At 65.6% G+C, this 15,618-nt stretch carries 16 protein-coding genes; 10 read left to right on the top strand and 6 right to left on the bottom strand.

Translation table 11 applies throughout. The features are described from left to right. Positions 1-173 precede the first annotated feature (173 nt). Genes AC1MH0_RS11195 through AC1MH0_RS11180 form a run of 4 tightly spaced genes read left to right on the top strand, consistent with a single transcriptional unit; the run spans position 174 to position 2,273 of the window. Complete coding sequence (locus AC1MH0_RS11195) at positions 174-476, top strand: YggT family protein (RefSeq protein WP_056053469.1); 303 nt, start codon at positions 174-176, stop codon at positions 474-476. Beyond that, complete coding sequence (locus AC1MH0_RS11190; protein WP_480962838.1) at positions 473-784, top strand: DUF167 domain-containing protein; 312 nt, start codon at positions 473-475, stop codon at positions 782-784. Before AC1MH0_RS11195 ends, AC1MH0_RS11190 begins: the two co-directional genes overlap by 4 nt. Beyond that, a complete protein-coding gene (folD, locus tag AC1MH0_RS11185) occupies positions 781-1,656 on the top strand; it encodes a bifunctional methylenetetrahydrofolate dehydrogenase/methenyltetrahydrofolate cyclohydrolase FolD (RefSeq protein WP_480962837.1) in 876 nt (291 codons plus the stop codon). Before AC1MH0_RS11190 ends, folD begins: the two co-directional genes overlap by 4 nt. Continuing rightward, the gene (locus AC1MH0_RS11180; RefSeq protein WP_254687058.1) at positions 1,653-2,273 is read left to right on the top strand and encodes a MarC family protein; all 621 of its coding nucleotides are present in this window, start codon (positions 1,653-1,655) and stop codon (positions 2,271-2,273) included. Before folD ends, AC1MH0_RS11180 begins: the two co-directional genes overlap by 4 nt. A gap of 88 nt (positions 2,274-2,361) precedes the next feature. Here AC1MH0_RS11180 and AC1MH0_RS11175 read toward each other — a convergent pair whose 3' ends face one another. Continuing rightward, positions 2,362-4,149 carry an AcrB/AcrD/AcrF family protein gene (locus tag AC1MH0_RS11175; protein WP_480962836.1) on the bottom strand — a complete coding sequence of 596 codons (1,788 nt, stop codon included), beginning with the start codon at positions 4,147-4,149 and terminating at the stop codon, positions 2,362-2,364. A gap of 90 nt (positions 4,150-4,239) precedes the next feature. Here AC1MH0_RS11175 and AC1MH0_RS11170 point away from each other — a divergent pair, with 90 nt between their 5' ends. Next, a complete protein-coding gene (locus AC1MH0_RS11170) occupies positions 4,240-4,665 on the top strand; it encodes a GtrA family protein (RefSeq protein WP_480962835.1) in 426 nt (141 codons plus the stop codon). A 30-nt stretch (positions 4,666-4,695) separates the two neighbouring features. Next, positions 4,696-5,424, top strand: a complete 729-nt coding sequence (locus AC1MH0_RS11165; RefSeq protein WP_480962834.1) for a class I SAM-dependent methyltransferase — start codon at positions 4,696-4,698, stop codon at positions 5,422-5,424. 269 nt (positions 5,425-5,693) lie between these two features. On the opposite strand, the gene AC1MH0_RS11160 is transcribed toward AC1MH0_RS11165, so the two are convergent. Both AC1MH0_RS11160 and AC1MH0_RS11155 read right to left on the bottom strand, forming a co-directional pair. Next, positions 5,694-6,728 carry a glycosyltransferase family 2 protein gene (locus AC1MH0_RS11160; protein WP_480962833.1) on the bottom strand — a complete coding sequence of 345 codons (1,035 nt, stop codon included), beginning with the start codon at positions 6,726-6,728 and terminating at the stop codon, positions 5,694-5,696. 47 nt (positions 6,729-6,775) lie between these two features. Next, on the bottom strand, positions 6,776-8,881 hold the full coding sequence (locus AC1MH0_RS11155; protein ID WP_480962832.1) for a RelA/SpoT family protein: 2,106 nt from the start codon (positions 8,879-8,881) through the stop codon (positions 6,776-6,778). Between the two features lie 167 nt (positions 8,882-9,048). On the opposite strand from AC1MH0_RS11155, the gene AC1MH0_RS11150 reads away from it, so the two are divergent. Beyond that, positions 9,049-9,528, top strand: coding sequence for a winged helix-turn-helix transcriptional regulator (locus AC1MH0_RS11150; RefSeq protein ID WP_121904809.1), 480 nt, complete (start codon positions 9,049-9,051; stop codon positions 9,526-9,528). 149 nt (positions 9,529-9,677) lie between these two features. Here the strand turns inward: AC1MH0_RS11150 and AC1MH0_RS11145 are convergent, their stop codons facing one another. The 3 genes from AC1MH0_RS11145 to AC1MH0_RS11135 are packed head-to-tail and all read right to left on the bottom strand — an operon-like array spanning position 9,678 to position 12,099. Then, the gene (locus AC1MH0_RS11145) at positions 9,678-10,103 is read right to left on the bottom strand and encodes an acyl-CoA thioesterase (RefSeq protein WP_480962831.1); all 426 of its coding nucleotides are present in this window, start codon (positions 10,101-10,103) and stop codon (positions 9,678-9,680) included. Position 10,104: 1 nt separating this feature from the next. Next, positions 10,105-10,881 (bottom strand): sulfite exporter TauE/SafE family protein, encoded by a 777-nt coding sequence (locus AC1MH0_RS11140; RefSeq protein WP_121886361.1) that lies wholly within the window; start codon positions 10,879-10,881, stop codon positions 10,105-10,107. 9 nt (positions 10,882-10,890) lie between these two features. Then, positions 10,891-12,099: an LL-diaminopimelate aminotransferase gene (locus AC1MH0_RS11135; RefSeq protein WP_060525995.1), complete on the bottom strand. Its 1,209-nt coding sequence runs from the start codon at positions 12,097-12,099 to the stop codon at positions 10,891-10,893. A 335-nt stretch (positions 12,100-12,434) separates the two neighbouring features. Here AC1MH0_RS11135 and AC1MH0_RS11130 point away from each other — a divergent pair, with 335 nt between their 5' ends. The 3 genes from AC1MH0_RS11130 (at position 12,435) to clpS (ending at position 15,480) form a co-directional block, all read left to right on the top strand. Continuing rightward, complete coding sequence (locus AC1MH0_RS11130; protein ID WP_480962830.1) at positions 12,435-14,153, top strand: PHA/PHB synthase family protein; 1,719 nt, start codon at positions 12,435-12,437, stop codon at positions 14,151-14,153. 333 nt (positions 14,154-14,486) lie between these two features. Then, a complete protein-coding gene (locus AC1MH0_RS11125) occupies positions 14,487-14,936 on the top strand; it encodes a phasin family protein (RefSeq protein WP_480962829.1) in 450 nt (149 codons plus the stop codon). A gap of 193 nt (positions 14,937-15,129) precedes the next feature. Continuing rightward, entirely contained in the window at positions 15,130-15,480 is a 351-nt protein-coding gene (gene clpS / locus AC1MH0_RS11120) for an ATP-dependent Clp protease adapter ClpS (protein WP_056066412.1), read from the top strand. Positions 15,481-15,618 lie beyond the last annotated feature (138 nt).

The following is a 15,618-nucleotide window of genomic DNA, read 5'->3' as shown; positions in this document are numbered from 1 at the left end:
CCACCAGGGTTAGCTTTCGTGGCTCTGGATCCTGGGTCAAGCCCAGGATGACGGGGGTTGGGGGGGGCGTCCGGTGCGGCTCGAATCATCGGGCGCAGGCCAGCGACACCACAGGCCTTCTCGTTCTTCCCCCGCCACCTTATATCCGGACCACACCAGCGGAGACCCTTGCCTTGATCGCCCTTCTTCAGATCGTCCAGTTGCTGCTCAACCTCGTCTGGTGGGTCATCGTCATCCAGGCAGTCTTGTCGTGGCTGATCGCGTTCAACGTTATCAACACGCACAGCGATTTCGTCCGCACGGTCTGGAACGCGCTGCAGAAGATCACCGAGCCGCTGTATCGCCCGATCCGCCGCATCCTGCCCGATTTCGGCGCGCTCGACCTGTCGCCGCTGGTCGTGCTGCTGATCCTCTACATCCTGACCAACATCGTCATCCCGAACATCGCGCAGAACTACCTCGTCGCAGCTTATTGATCGGGCAGTCAGCTTGGCGCGCGGTCGATGACGGACTCGCGATCGCAGTCCGGGTAACCCCGCGCGGTGGTCGCGACGCCTTGGCTGCTGGAACGCCCGAGCATTTCGCGGCGCGACTGGCAGCAGCGCCCGTCGATGGCGCCGCGAACGCAGGGCTGGTCGTCCTCGTCGCCAAGACCTTCGGCGTACCCAAGCGCGCCGTTACGATCGTCGCCGGCGACACCGCCCGCCTGAAACGACTGCACATCGCCGGCGACGTCGCTACGCTGGCGGAAATCGCGTCCGCGCTCTATGGGCCGCGGGCATGAGCGCGACCATCATCGACGGCAAGGCCTTCGCCGCCGGCCTCCGGGCCCGTATCGCAAACGGCGTCACCGCCTTTCGTGCACAGGCAGGCCGCGCGCCTGGGCTGGCTGTGGTGTTGGTCGGCGAAGATCCCGCCTCCAACGTCTATGTTCGCTCGAAGGGCAGGGCCACGCGCGAAGCCGGGATGGAGAGCATCGAGCACCGTCTCCCCGCCGACGTACCCGCCGAAGACCTGCTCGCGCTGGTCGCGACGCTTAACGCCGACCCGACGATCGACGGCATCTTGGTCCAGTTGCCGCTGCCAAAGCATATCGACGAGCAGGCGGTCATCTCGGCGATCGACCCGGACAAGGACGTCGATGGGTTCCACCCGATCAACGCGGGGCGGCTCGCAACCGGCCTGCCCGGCTTCGTACCCTGCACGCCGTTCGGCTGCGTCATGCTGTTGAAGAGCGTGTTGCCGAGCCTGAGCGGGCTTGAGGCGGTCGTCGTCGGCCGCTCGAACATCGTCGGCAAGCCGATGGCGCAACTCCTACTCCGCGAGAGCTGCACCGTTACCGTTGTCCATAGCCGCACCAAGGACGTCCCCGCACACATCCGCCGCGCCGATATCGTGGTGGCTGCGGTCGGTATTCCGCAGATGATCAAGGGCGATTGGCTGAAACCCGGCGCGACCGTCATCGACGTCGGCATCAACCGGACCGATGCCGGCCTCGTCGGCGACATCGATTTCGCCAGCGCAGTCGAGGTTGCGGGGGCGATCACGCCAGTGCCGGGCGGCGTCGGGCCGATGACCATCGCCTGCCTGCTCCGCAACACGCTGGTCTCAGCAGGACGCCGTGAAGGCGTCGCGATCGAGGAGACGAGCCTGTGATCGAACTCTACATCTCGTCGCTGATCACCTTCTTCGTGGTCATCGATCCGCCCGGCTGCGCGCCGATCTACGCCGGGCTGTCGGCGAGCGCCTCATCCCTCCAGAAGCGGGCGATGGCGATCCGTGCGGTCGGCGTGTCCGCGCTGATCCTGTTCGTGTTCGCGCTGTTCGGCGAGGCGTTGCTCAAGGGCCTCGGCATCAGCCTCGCCAGTTTCCGGATCGCCGGCGGCATCATGCTGTTCCTCATCGCACTCGAAATGGTGTTCGAAAAGCGCACCGAGCGCCGTGAGGACCGTGCCGCCAAGGTGGCGAGCGATCCCGAGGTCGAGGACGTCTCGATCTTCCCGATGGCGATGCCGATGATCGCCGGCCCCGGCTCGATCGCGTCGGTGATGCTGTTGATGAGCCGCAACAGCGGGATCGAGCGATCGCTGGTGGTGCTCGGCGCGATGGTGACGATCCTGCTGCTGACGCTGGTCGCGTTGCTCGCGGCGGGGCCGATCATGCGGATCCTCGGCGCGAAGATCGAGGCGGTGATCACGCGGTTGCTAGGGGTGCTGCTCGCCGCGCTGGCAGTGCAGTTCGTGCTCGATGGTTTGTCGGTAGTGCTGCGCTGATCCGTTCTCCTGCAAACGCAGGAGCCCAGGATTACAGGCGTTGTCTTTCGTTACCCTGGGCTCCTGCGTTCGCAGGAGAACCGGAGGGTCAATCCACCTTGAACAATCGCAGCGGCGACTTCGCGGGCAGCGGTAGCGGGGTCAGCCACGTCGGCACTTCGTTCCTCGCCAGCTCGGAATAGAACCCCTTCGGACTACGCGCCTTGTAGTTGGTCGATTCCGCCGCGTTCGGACAGAGCAGCAGCATCGTCGCGCCGTGGCGCTTGATGATCGCATGCGCATCATCCGCAGACCGTCCGAACGCGTGCTGCACGTCGAGGATCGCGTCGCCGTTCCGGTGATACGGCCCCGCGATCGCGTCGTGATGCGTGATCGTGATCAGCCGCGGGCCCATGTCGACGAAGGTGAAGATCGTCTGCGCGGGATATTTGTTCAGTGCGAGCAGCACGGTCGTGCGCAGGCAGTCGCCGGTCGCCATGCTGACACGCTTTTCATACGGCTTCGGCCGGTCGATCGGCAGGTATTTGAGCACCATGCCGGCAAACATGCCCGAGACGATCAGGAACGCGCCGGCCGTCCCCAGCACGCGCACCGCGAGCGATCGGTTGCCGAGCAGTCGCGGGATGATCAGCCAGGCAAGCGCGGTCGCCCCGGGAATCGCCAGCATCTGCGCAGCGGGCCCGGCGCGAACCTGCCACAAAAGCATCGCGCAGGCGAACGCGGTGAACAGCGCGACCGCCGCCCAGCCGACCGCGCTTGATTCGCGACGTGCGCGCCACGCTGCGATCGCTGCCCCGATCAGCCCGATGATCGGCAGCGTCGCCAGTGCGAATCCCACGCGGAAACTATGCTTGTAGATTGGCTTGGCCTCGCGGACATTGTTCAGCCAATTGCGCTGCAGCTCGGGTGAGATGCCCTCGGGGCGCCCCAGGCACTGCGGGAACACCAGCGCGAACCCCGCGACGATCACCGCCCCCGCCGCTACTGCGAGCGCCAACCGCATCGCTCGCGACGCCGGACCGAACCGCGCAAGCAGGAACAATAGCATCCCCGCCGCGATCATCACGCTCAGCCACACCGGCGTCAGCGCATCGCAGCGCATCGCCTGGTTGGCGTTCGACGCGAACAGCGCGAACCCGAGCGTGCTGCCGCCACCGAGTGTCAGCGCGTAGATCGACAGCCGCTCGGCTTCCGACCGGTCCCACACCCAGCGTAGCGCGATGATCGCCCCCGCCATCGCCGCATACGGCAACAGTTCGAGCCCGATCGACAGCGACACCGCACTCGCGAGCCCGACCATCGCGCCACCGCGACGTCCGTTCGCATCGCACAGGCCCGCGACCGTCAGGCTCAACATCGCCAGCTGCCAACCGTGATGATCGATTCGCTCGGGCATGAACATCAGCATCGTGGCCGTAGCGCCGACCATGAACACGACCGCCAGCGGCCACGCATACGGGCTGATCAGCCGTCGCACCGTCGCACCAATGCCCAGCATCGCGATCGACAACGGCAGCAACGGCGCGATCCCGCACGCGAGCCGCTCGGCCCAGCTGTTGTTGGTGAACAGGCGGAAGAACAGGATCAGCCCGGCGATCGGCAGGTCGACGATGCGGCTCCAGTGGATGTCGAACCCGACCGGCGGGTTCATCCGGTAGTTGCGCAGATCGTACCAGCTTTGTCCGTCGAGCAGAGCGCGGACCTGCATCAGCCGCATGTTGTCGTCGGTATCCCCCAGCGACAGCCAGCGTATCTGCCCCCAGCGATCGAATATCGACCATGCCGCCACCGCCACCCAGGCGAGCAACGTCAGCGCGATCCAATGCCGATCGAGTTCGTCCAGCAACGTCCGCCGCTGAAGTGGTGCCTGATCCAAAACGCTTTCCTCCGGCCCGCACGCGCTCTAGATGCGCGGGCTTGTCTTCGCGGCCGCTCTATCGCGGTGCGGGTAAAGAACAAGGCGGGCATGCAGGCGATTTGGCGACACATGGAGCAGATGCGGGCGAGCGGCGTGCTCGGCCAGCTCGTGCGCTTCGGAATCGCCGGCGGGATTTCGAGCGTGGTGTATTCGCTCGTCTACCTGCCGCTGACCGCGTATGTTTTCCCGCCCCGCCAGGCGGTGGCCGCGGTGCCGTTCGCGTTTGCGGTCGCGGTGGTCGTCGGGTTCTTCCTTCACAGCCGCTGGAGCTTCAAGGGCCACGCCAAGGAGCCGGGGGCTGGGCGGCACGTGAAGTTCGTGATCGTCCAGGGTTCGGGGCTTGCGCTCAACGCGGTCATCACCTGGATCGGCACCGCATTGCTGCATCTGCATCCCTGGATCCCGCTGATCCCCGCCGTCTTTCTTGCCGCGATCGTGACGTTCGTGCTCAACCGTTTCTGGGTTTTCAACTGACATGAATTTCAACCGCAGGGCCGACTCTTAATGGACCGCATCGTCTACGACCGGATGGCCGCCCACGATTCCACCCACTGGTGGTACCGCGCCCGCCGCGACATCTTGGCGGATTACCTGACACGCTACGCGGCGTTGCCGAAGGATGCGAAGATCCTCGAGATCGGTTGCGGCACCGGGCACAACCTGCCGATGCTGGCGGAGTTCGGCGAGATCGATGCGATCGAGATCGATCCCGCGGCACGCGAGATCGCGAGCGAGCGGCTTGGCAAGCCGGTCGGCGCGGCACCCTTGCCCGAACTGCCGGGCGTACCCCGCAAGCACTATGACCTGATCGCGGTGCTCGACGTGGTCGAGCATATCGAGGACGACGTCGCCGCATTGAAGGCGATGGCGGATTGCCTCGCGCCCGGTGGCAAGATTTTGATCGCAGTGCCGGCGCATGCGTGGCTGTGGAGCGCGCACGACGTGGTGAACCATCACCATCGGCGCTATTCGAAGGCGACGCTTAAGACCGCGATCGAGACCGCCGGACTGAAGCCGGAGAAGCTCGGCTATTTCAACTCGCTGCTGTTCCCGCTGGCCGCGGCGGCACGGATCGCAGGACGGATGACCGGACGCGACGACAGCGACGACTCACCGCCGCCAAAGCTGGTGAATGCGCTGTTCGAGAAGATCTTCCGGCTGGAGCGGCATCTGGTCGGGCGCGTGCCGATGACGCCCGGGGTTTCGATCGTGACGCTGGCGGTGCCGCGGTAGGGCTGCCGCACATCTTTGCGCCGGATCGTTACCGCCGCCCCTGACCCGTTCGTCCTGAGCGAAGTCGAAGGACATGGCCCGAGCGCAAGTGCTTCGACCTCGCTCAGCACGAACGGAGGGTGGCAGGGCCCCTCCAACCACCACCCCGGCGAGGGCCGGGGCCAAATTGGGGGGACGTCGCCAATTGAAGCCTGCGCTTCGTTACTGCGACCTTTCCAATTGGGCCCCGGCCTTCGCCGGGGTGGTGTCATGATCGGCAGGCGCGTTTGTTATTCGGGATGGAAGGGAAGGGGGCTGTCAGGCAACCGCACCACGTCCACCGGCTCCGCGCGAAACCCTAGCGTCGCCTTACCCTGGATCGGCCCCGCGACGTCCGCGACGATATACAGCGGCCGGCGCTTGGACTCGACGTACAACCGCCCGAGATACTCGCCGATCATCCCCAGCACGAACATCTGCACCGCGCCCAGGAACACCGTGACGAGCATGGTCGAGGTCCAGCCCTGCACCGCGCTGCCCGACAGCCAGCCGATCGCGATATACACGAACAGCAGCAGCGAAACGCCGGTCAGCGCCAGCCCCGCATGGCTCGCAAACCGCAACGGCGCAGTCGAGAAGCCGGTGACGGCATCGAACGCGAGCCGGATCATCTTCGCCAGCGGATAGTTCGTCTCGCCCGCCAGCCGCTCGGCACGATCATAGGGGAAGGGGACTTGGCGGAAGCCGATCCACGCGACCATGCCGCGAATGAACCGCGCCTGCTCGGGGAGCGACAGGAACGCATCCAGTGCACGCCGGCTCATCAGGCGGAAGTCCCCGGTATCGAGCGGGATCGGAGTCTCGGTCATCCGCGTCAGCAGGCGGTAGAAGGCGGCGGCCGTAGCCTTCTTGAACACCGTCTCGCCCGCGCGCTGGCGGCGAACTGCATACACCACGTCGGCCTGGCTCGCCGCCATCGCCGCGCGCATGTCGGACAGGAGTTCGGGCGGGTCCTGCAGATCGGCGTCGATGATCAGGATCTGCTCGCCCGCGCACAGGTCGAGGCCGGCGGTCAGCGCCAGCTGGTGGCCATGGTTGCGGGACAAATTGATCGCGACCAGCCGCGGATCGGCGGCGGCGAGGCGCTGCATCACGGGCCAGCTGTCGTCGCGTGAGCCATCGTTGATCAGGACGATCTCGTAATCGTCGCCGACCGCGACCTTTGCCGCGCCGGAAATGCGTGCGTGCAGGATGTCGAGGCACGCCGCCTCGTTGTAGCAGGGGACGACGATCGAGAGGGCCGGAGATTGGGCAGGACGGTTCATTCGCCCCGTCTAGCGCCCGCCGCGCCCGCCGTCATCGTCGGATGTTTCTACACCCGCTCCACGGTATGCACCGCATCCGCCGCGCGCAGCCCTGCCATCAGCCGCATGAGTTGCTGCACGTCGTGCACCTCGACGTCGATCTCGTTGGTGTGGAAGCTCTTGTCGCGCGTATCGAGCCGCAGGTTGATGATGTTCGCCTTGTGACCGCCGATGATCGACGAGACGATGCCGAGCGAGCCCGGCTCGTTCTTCACCATCACCGATATGCGCGCAACGGCGCCCTCGGTCTCGTCGCCCCAGGCGACGTCGACCCAGTCGGTCTCGTTCTCCGAGCGCTCGGCGAGCTCGCCCAGAACGCGGCAGTCGATCGCATGGACCTCGATCCCGGCATCGGGCCGCCGCAACCCGACGATCCGGTCGCCCGGCACCGGATGGCAGCACGTCGCGAGGTCGTAGGCAACGCCCGGCGTGAGCCCCTTGATCGAGATCGCGCTCGATTGCGGCGCCAGCGCATGCGTGACGTCGGCGCCGGCCGAGCCGGGCATCAGCGCCTCCATCACCGCTGCATCGGACAGTGTCCGCCGCGCGATCGCGACCATCAGCGAAGAGTCGTCGGGTAGCTTGAGCCGCTTCAGCGCGTGGCTCAGCGCATCGCTGCCGATCTGCGCCGGCAGCCGCGTGACGATGTCGTCGTACAGCGTGCGGCCGAGTGCGACCTGCTCGACGCGCTCCTTCTGGCGGAGGTGGCGGCGGATCGCGGCGAGGGCCTTGCCGGTGGTCGCGACATTCAACCATTGCGGCTGCGGCGACTGGCCCTTCGAGCGCAGGATCTGCACCTGGTCGCCATTCTCGATCACCGTCGACAGCGGCACGACGCGGCCATTGACCTTCGCGCCGACCGCCTGGTCGCCGAGATCAGTGTGCACCGCGTACGCAAAGTCGATCGAGGTCGCGCCCTTGGGCAGCTGGATCAGCTCGCCCTTCGGCGTGAACGCGAAGATGCGATCGGTATACATCGCCATCCGCGTGTGTTCGAGCAGCTCTTCCGGGCTCTCGGCGGTATCGAGAATCTCGACGAGGTCGCGAATCCAGCTGACCTGCCGGTCGCTGCCGTTGATCTGCTGTTTGTAGGCCCAGTGCGCCGCCAGCCCGAACTCGGCCTGTGCGTGCATGTCGGCGGTGCGGATCTGGATCTCGACCCGCGCACTGTCGGCGTGGATCACCGAGGTGTGCAGCGAGCGATAGCCGTTGCGCTTGGGCGTCGAGATGTAATCCTTGAACCGGCCCGGGACCATCGGCCAGCGCTGGTGGATGATCCCGAGCACGCGGTAGCAATCCTCCACGGTCGGGACGATCGCGCGGAAGGCCATCACGTCGGACAGCTGTTCGAAGCTGATGTGCCGCTCCGACATCTTGCGGAAGATCGAATAGGGGTGCTTTTCACGCCCCGAAATCTCCGCCTCGACGCCCGCGCGCGACAGCACCAGTTTCAGCCCGGACGCGATCTTCGCGATGCGGTCGCCGTCGCCTTTCTTCAATTGTTCGAGGCGCCGGTTGATCGATTCGGAGGCTTCGGGTTCGAGCTGGGCGAAGGCCAGCGACTGCATCTCGCGCATGAACTCGTACATGCCGATTCGCTCGGCAAGCGGCGCGTAGATGTCCATCGTCTCCTTGGCGATGCGACGGCGCTTCTCGGGCTTCGAGATGTGGTGCAGCGTCCGCATGTTGTGCAGGCGGTCGGCAAGCTTGACCAGCAGCACGCGGATATCGTCGGACATCGCGAGGAGGAATTTGCGCAGGTTCTCCGCGGCGCGTTCGTTTTCGGTCTGCGCTTCGATCTTGCTGAGTTTGGTGACGCCGTCGACCAGCCGCGCGACGGAGGCGCCGAACAGCCGCTCGATCTCCTCGGGGGTGGCGACGGTATCCTCGATCGTGTCGTGGAGGATCGCGGTGGCGATCGTCTCCGCGTCGAGGTGGAGGTCGGTCAGAATGCCCGCCACCTCGATCGGGTGGCTGAAATACGGATCGCCGGACGCGCGCTTCTGCGACCCGTGGGCATGCATCGAGAAGACATAGGCGCGGTTCAGCAGCGCCTCGTCGGCGTCGGGATCGTAGTCGAGGACGCGATCGACCAGTTCATATTGGCGCAACACCCGCCATAGATGGGGCCGGGCGGGGACTTTTGGCAACAAAAAGCGTCGGATCACTGTGATCTAATGGCTGCGTCAGTCTTTCGTGGGCGGCGCCTAATGCAGGATAAGCGGGGCGTTTCGCTTCTGCCGGTTATGCGGTACGTTCGCCGACGGACAAGGATGACGTGATGGGAAAATTGCGCGAACCATTGCTGGAATGCAGCCTGCCCGCCGCGCTGGAGGCGATGGGCGAGCGCTGGTCGTTCCTGATCCTCCGCGCGTCGTTCAATGGCCTGCACCATTTCGAGGAGTTCCAGTCGGAACTGGGGATTGCGCGCAACATCCTGGCGAACCGGCTGGCGCGGCTGGTCGAGCATGGGATTCTCGAGCGGCAGCCTATCCCGGAGGATCGGCGCAAGATCGCTTATGGTCTGACGGACAAAGGTTTCGCGCTGCTGCCGACGATGATCGCGCTCAGGCAATGGGGCGAGCGGTGGGAGACGTGCGTGCCGGCGTTCCCCATCCTGGTCGACGCGCGCGATCGGCGGCCGTTGCAGCCGGTATCGGTGCGGTCGCATGACGGGCGCGTGCTGGGGAAGGGGGACCTGATCTGGGCGCTTCCTGGGGAGGTTGCCGGGGATGGGGTGGAGGCTGAGGCGGCGGAGTAAGAGACGGCTAACTTGCCGACAGGCACCTCCCCGGCGCAGGCCGGGGTCCAGTTGGGGAACGGCGCTGATAAGCGTTGCGCGTCGTTACCGCGACCTTTCCAACTGGGCCCCGGCCTCCGCCGGGGAGGCACCATGTGCAGGGTGATCGTTCAGGAGTTAGGCAACTCCGCCAGCACCGTGCGGATCGGATCCGGCAGGGCTACCGGGCGGCCGGTCTCAAGATCGACGTGGACGCTGACCATCGTGATCACCGTGTGCAACTCCCCCGTCTCGGCATGCGCGAGTTCGAACCGCTTCGTTAGGCTCGTCGTGCCGAGCTTCTCGATCCGCACGAACGCCTCGACCGTATCGCCCAGGCGGAACGGCTTGAGGTAGTCGATCTCCGTCCGGCGGACGTTGAACTCGGTGGTCGGCCAGACGTCGGGCAAAGCCTCCGCGATCCCGGTCCATTCCCAGAACTCGGTGACGGCGACGTCGGCATATTCGAGATAGCGCGAGTTGAAGACGATCTTCTGCCCGTCGATCTCGGCATAGCGCACGCGGAATCGCGTAGAGAAGGCGAAGCCCGGCCGCATGTCAGAAGATCAGCTTCACGCCGACCAGCGCCAGCACGGTCGCGAGGACAGGCACCAGCACGCGGTCGGAGACGCGCGTGGCGATCAGGCTGCCGACGATGATGCCGGGGATCGATCCGATTAGCAGCGACACGAGCAGGTCGACGTCGACCGAGCCGAGGATCCAGTGGCCGATCCCGCCGAGCAGCGTCAGCGGCACCGCGTGGGCGATGTCCGACCCGACCAGCCGGTTTATCGGGAGGGTGGGGTACAGGATCAGCAGCGCGGTCATGCCCAGCGCCCCGGCGCCGACCGAGGTGAGGGAAACCAGTACGCCGAGGACCGCGCCGAGCAGGATCGTCAGCATCGCCTGGCGCTCGCCGCCGACCGTGCCGATCCGTGGGGTCAGCCACGCGACGATCTTGCCGCGGAAGAAGGTCGCGACGGCCGAGAGGATCAGCGTGACGCCGAGCACGACGGTGATCGCGTGGCCGGTGTCGGACGATTTCTCGCCGAGGTGGTTGAGCACGAGCAACGTCGCGATCGCCGCGGGGACGCTGCCGGTGGCGAGCCGGCGGACGACCTGCCAGTCGACCGTGCCGCGCCAGCCATGCACCGTCGTCCCGACCGTCTTGGTCGCCGACGCGTAGAGCAGGTCGGTGCCGACCGCGGTGGCGGGATGGAAGCCGAAGACGAGCACCAGCAGCGGCGTCATCAGCGACCCGCCGCCGACACCCGTCAGCCCGACGATGAGGCCGACGAGCACGCCGGCCACCGAATACAGCAGATTGATATCCACGCTGGCGGGTTAGCCGGCGCCACGCGCGGGCGTGTTGACGCCCATCGACTGAAGATATTTCTTCACGTTGCGCGCCGCCTGGCGGAGCCGCTGTTCGTTCTCGACCATCGCGATTCTCACATAGCCCTCGCCGTTTTCGCCGTAGCCAACCCCTGGGGCCACCGCGACGTGCGCGTGAGTCAGCAATTGTTTGGTGAACTCAAGGCTACCTAAATGCGCGAGCGCGGGTGGCAACGGGGCCCAGGCGAACATGCTCGCGCGGGGGCTCGGGATGTCCCAGCCGGCGCGGCCGAAGCTTTCGACCAGCACGTCGCGGCGCTTGTGATAGAGCTGGCGGTTACGCTCGACAATGTCCTGAGGGCCGTTGAGCGCGGCGCAGGCGGCGGCCTGGATCGGCGTGAACGCGCCGTAATCGAGATACGACTTCACGCGCGTCATCGCCGCGATCAGCGTCTTGTTGCCGACGCCGAATCCCATTCGCCAGCCAGCCATCGAATAGGTCTTGCTGAGCGAGGTGAACTCGATCGCGACGTCCTTCGCGCCCGGGACCTGGAGGATCGAGGGGGTCGGCTTGCCGTCGAAATACAGCTCCGAATAGGCGAGGTCGGAGATCACCCACAGCTTGTGCTTCTTCGCGAATTCGACGACGCGCTCGTAGAAGGCGAGGTCGACGACTTCGGCGGTCGGGTTCGACGGATAGCCCATCACCAGCACCGACGGCGCGGGGACGGTGAACGCCATCGCGCGCTCGAGGCTCTCGAAATACGCCTCGTCCGGCGTGGTCGGCACCGCGCGGATCGTCGCGCCGGCGATGATGAAGCCGAAGGTATGGATCGGATAGGAGGGGTTCGGCGCGAGCACGACGTCGCCGGGCGCGGTGATCGCGGTGGCCAGACTCGCGAGGCCTTCCTTCGAGCCCATCGTGACGACGACCTCGGTCTCCGGATCGACGTCGACGCCGAAGCGGCGGCCGTAATAATTCGCCTGCGCTTTCCGGAGCCCGGGGATGCCCTTCGACTGCGAATAGCCGTGCGCGCTGGGCTTGCGTGCGACTTCGACGAGCTTCTCGATGACGTGCTCGGGGGGCGGCAGGTCGGGATTGCCCATGCCGAGATCGATGATGTCCTCCCCGCCCGCGCGCGCCGCCGCCCGCATCGCGTTCACTTCGGCGATGACGTAGGGGGGCAAGCGTTTGATGCGGTAGAAGTCTTCGGACATGATCAGCCTCTAGCTGGAGGAGCGGGTGCTGTACCGCAGGTGAGCGGGGGCGTCATCCGCCTCATTCGTCGAGAGGGCGAAAGCTGGGGTATTCTGATTTGGATGGAATGCACCTCCCCGGCGGAGGCCGGGGCCCAGGTGGAGAGGTCGCGGTAACGTAGCCCACCGTTGACCAGTAACGTCTCCCAACTGGACCCCGGCCTCCGCCGGGGAGGTGGTTGGACGTCGGGGTGGTGATTGACGGGACGATGTGGCGACGGGACCATGCGCCAACCACCACCATGCTTCCGCCGAGCCGGTGTCTGCGTTAAGCTCCCGAAAAAGCAGAGGATGCCATGGCCGATACTCCTCCCGACGCCTCCACGCCGACCCTGCCCGATCTCCAGCATTGGACGTGGGTGATGGGGCGTGCGCAGCAGATGATGATGGAGCAGGGGCTCGCCGCAATGCAGGCCAAGCCCGAGGGAATCCCGGCGATCCCCGGCTTCAGCGACCCCGCGACACTGGAGCGCGCGCGAGATTTCTGGACCGAGAGCCTGACGCTGTGGCAGCGGTTTCTCGATCCCGCCAAGGCGCCCGAACCCGCGCCGGTGACCGACAAGCGCTTCAAGGCGCCGCAATGGCGCGAGCCGGTGTTCGACCTGATCCGGCAGAGTTACGAGCTGATCGGCGACCACATGCTCCGCGGCGTCGAGGCGGTGGACGGGCTCGACCCCAAGCAGAAGGAGCAGTTGCGGTTCGCGACGAAGGGGTTCGTCGATGCGATGAGCCCAACGAATTTCGCGCTGACCAACCCGCAGGTGATCGAGAAGACGATCGAGACGCGCGGCGAGAATCTGCTCAAGGGCCTGCAGAACATGATGGCGGATCTTGCCCGCGGGCAGGTGACGCATACGCCCGACGGTGCGTTCGAACTCGGGCGCAACCTGGCGATGACGCCGGGCAAAGTGGTGAAACGCACGCCGCTGTACGAACTGATCCAGTACAGCCCGACCACCGAGCGCGTGTTGGCTACGCCGCTCGTGATCTTCCCGCCTTGGATCAACCGATTCTACATTCTCGACCTGACGCCGGAGAAGAGCTTTATCCGCTGGGCGGTGGAGCAAGGCATCACCGTGTTCACGGTGTCGTGGAAATCGGCTGATTCGAGCATGAAGGACGTGGTCTGGGACGACTATGTCGGCGCGCAGGTCGAGGCGATCGACACGGTTCGCGCCGCGCTCGACGTGCCGGCGGTGCATACGATTGGCTATTGCGTGGCGGGGACGACGCTGGCCGCGACGCTGGCGCTGCTGGCGGCGCGTGACGAAGCGGCGAAAGTGGCCAGCGCGACGTTCTTCACCGCGCAGGTCGATTTCGCGCAGGCTGGCGAGCTGCAGCATTTCATCGACGACGAGCAGCTGAAGATGGTCGCGTCGCTGTCGCCCGAGGGGTTTCTCGACGGGCGGTACATGGCGACGACGTTCAATCTGCTGCGCGGGCGCGACCTGATCTGGAACTACGTCACGCAGAATTACCTGCTGGGGCAGGATTACGTGCCGTTCGACCTGCTCCACTGGAATGGCGACACCACCAACCTGCCGGCAAAATGGCATCTGAGCTATTTGACCGACCTGTACCGCGACAATTTGCTGGTGACGGGGACGATGACGGTGGACGGTACGCCGATCGATCTCACCAAGGTTTCGACCCCGAGCTATGTCCAGGCGGGGCGCGAGGATCATATCGCGCCGGCTGAAAGCGTCTGGAAACTCACGCAATTATTTGCCGGGCCGCTGAAGTTCGTGCTGGCGGGGTCGGGGCACATCGCGGGCGTGATCAATCCGCCGGCTGCGGGGAAGTATCAATACTGGACCAATCCGGGGGCGCATACGACGCTGGGCGACTTCGTTGCCGGTGCGACCGAGACGAAGGGGAGCTGGTGGCCGGATTGGGTTGAATGGTTGCGCGCGCTGGGTGCCGAGACGGTGGCGGCGGACGGTGCGCGGTTGCCGGGTGAGGGGGCGCTGAAGGCGCTCGGCGAGGCACCTGGGGAGTATGTGAAGAGCCGATAGCGCTACCTTACGTTTGCGTCATGGTGCAGTGCACAATTTTATTGTGCGGCGCGAGAATTGGTGTATGAAGACCGCGACATAACTCCGAAGAGAGGTGCGTGGATGGTGGATATCGTGAAACGGACGGCCAAGGCCGGTTCGAAGCCTGCCGTCACCGCGAAGGCTCCTCGGACTGTCGCCAAGCCGGCGAAACCGGCACCTGAGCCGATCGCCAAGACGCCGGCATCTCAACCTCTCGCGGCTGGTTTTGTATCGCCGCACACGGACATTCCTGCCCCGATTCAGGCCCGCGCGCCATTGGGGACCCCTGTTAGCGAAACAAAGGACACCACGATGGACACGATCCAGAGCATCACCGAGAAGACCAAGGCCCTCTTCAGCGGTTCGAACACTGCCGAATTCAACGAGCAGGCCAAGGGCGCGATGGAAAAGTCCGCGAAGATGGCGGAAGATTTCGTCGCATTCGGCAAGGGCAACATCGAGGCGCTCGTCGAGTCGTCGAAGATCGCCGCGAAGAACGTCGAGGCGCTCGGCCAGGAAGCGGCCGACTACGCCAAGACCTCGTTCGAGAGCGCGACCGAAGCCGCCAAGACGCTCGCCGCCGCCAAGTCGCCGACCGAGTTCATGAAGCTCCAGGGCGATTATGCACGCACCGCGTTCGACACGATGATCGCCGAGGGCTCGCGCTCGACCGAGCGGATGCTCAAGATGTTCGGCGAGTTCGCGCAGCCGATCTCGAACCGCGTTGCGGTCGCGACCGACAAGATGAAGATTTCGGCCTAAGTTACGCGATGCCGTCTTCGGGCGGCAGGTGACGAGAAAGGGGCGGCCGTCACGCGACGGTCGCCCCTTTTGCGTTTGCGGTTTTCGCGCGACGTGCGCCGGCGCCCCCTTGCCCTTGCCCCCCGGCATGCCATATTTTGGCAGCATGCTTTTGACCCCTGAAATGACGACTCCCCAGCGGACGGGCGAGCAGATGGCCGAGCGCCGCGACGATAATGGCGAGGACGGCCATGATGGCACCGGGGGCGGCACCGGCGCCGGTATCGCGACCAAGACGCGCGCGAAGACCAAACAGCCGACGCCGTACCGCGTCCTGATGCTCAACGACGACTATACGCCGATGGAATTCGTCGTGCTGTGTCTGCAGCGCTTCTTCCGGATGGACATGGAGGCCGCGACTCGCGTGATGCTGCACGTCCACCAGAAGGGCGTCGGGGTGTGTGGTACGTTCAGCTACGAGGTGGCGGAGACCAAGGTGTCGCAGGTGATGGATTTCGCCAAGCAGAACCAGCACCCGTTGCAGTGCACGCTCGAGAAGGCTTGAGCCTGAGGCTTTGAGTTAATCCTCCCCCGCCAGGGGGAGGTGGCACCGAAGTTGACGGAGGGGGGGGGGGGCACGCGCCACCCCTGTTTCGTATCCTCCCCCTCCGTCTGGCGAGGGCCAGCCACCTCCCCCTTGCGG

Source organism: Sphingomonas sp. AP28, from assembly GCF_056680455.1.
The sequence above is the reverse complement of the archived record's forward strand: the minus strand, read 5'-3'. Positions and strand labels throughout refer to the sequence as shown.

Coding starts and splice junctions, on each gene's coding strand:
- folD (WP_480962837.1), top strand. CDS start 781: ATGAGCGCGACCATCATCGACGGCAAGGCCTTCGCCGCCGGCCTCCGG.
- AC1MH0_RS11170 (WP_480962835.1), top strand. CDS start 4,240: ATGCAGGCGATTTGGCGACACATGGAGCAGATGCGGGCGAGCGGCGTG.
- AC1MH0_RS11165 (WP_480962834.1), top strand. CDS start 4,696: ATGGACCGCATCGTCTACGACCGGATGGCCGCCCACGATTCCACCCAC.
- AC1MH0_RS11160 (WP_480962833.1), bottom strand. CDS start 6,728: ATGAACCGTCCTGCCCAATCTCCGGCCCTCTCGATCGTCGTCCCCTGC.
- AC1MH0_RS11150 (WP_121904809.1), top strand. CDS start 9,049: ATGGGAAAATTGCGCGAACCATTGCTGGAATGCAGCCTGCCCGCCGCG.
- AC1MH0_RS11145 (WP_480962831.1), bottom strand. CDS start 10,103: ATGCGGCCGGGCTTCGCCTTCTCTACGCGATTCCGCGTGCGCTATGCC.
- AC1MH0_RS11135 (WP_060525995.1), bottom strand. CDS start 12,099: ATGTCCGAAGACTTCTACCGCATCAAACGCTTGCCCCCCTACGTCATC.
- AC1MH0_RS11130 (WP_480962830.1), top strand. CDS start 12,435: ATGGCCGATACTCCTCCCGACGCCTCCACGCCGACCCTGCCCGATCTC.
- AC1MH0_RS11125 (WP_480962829.1), top strand. CDS start 14,487: ATGGACACGATCCAGAGCATCACCGAGAAGACCAAGGCCCTCTTCAGC.
- clpS (WP_056066412.1), top strand. CDS start 15,130: ATGGCCGAGCGCCGCGACGATAATGGCGAGGACGGCCATGATGGCACC.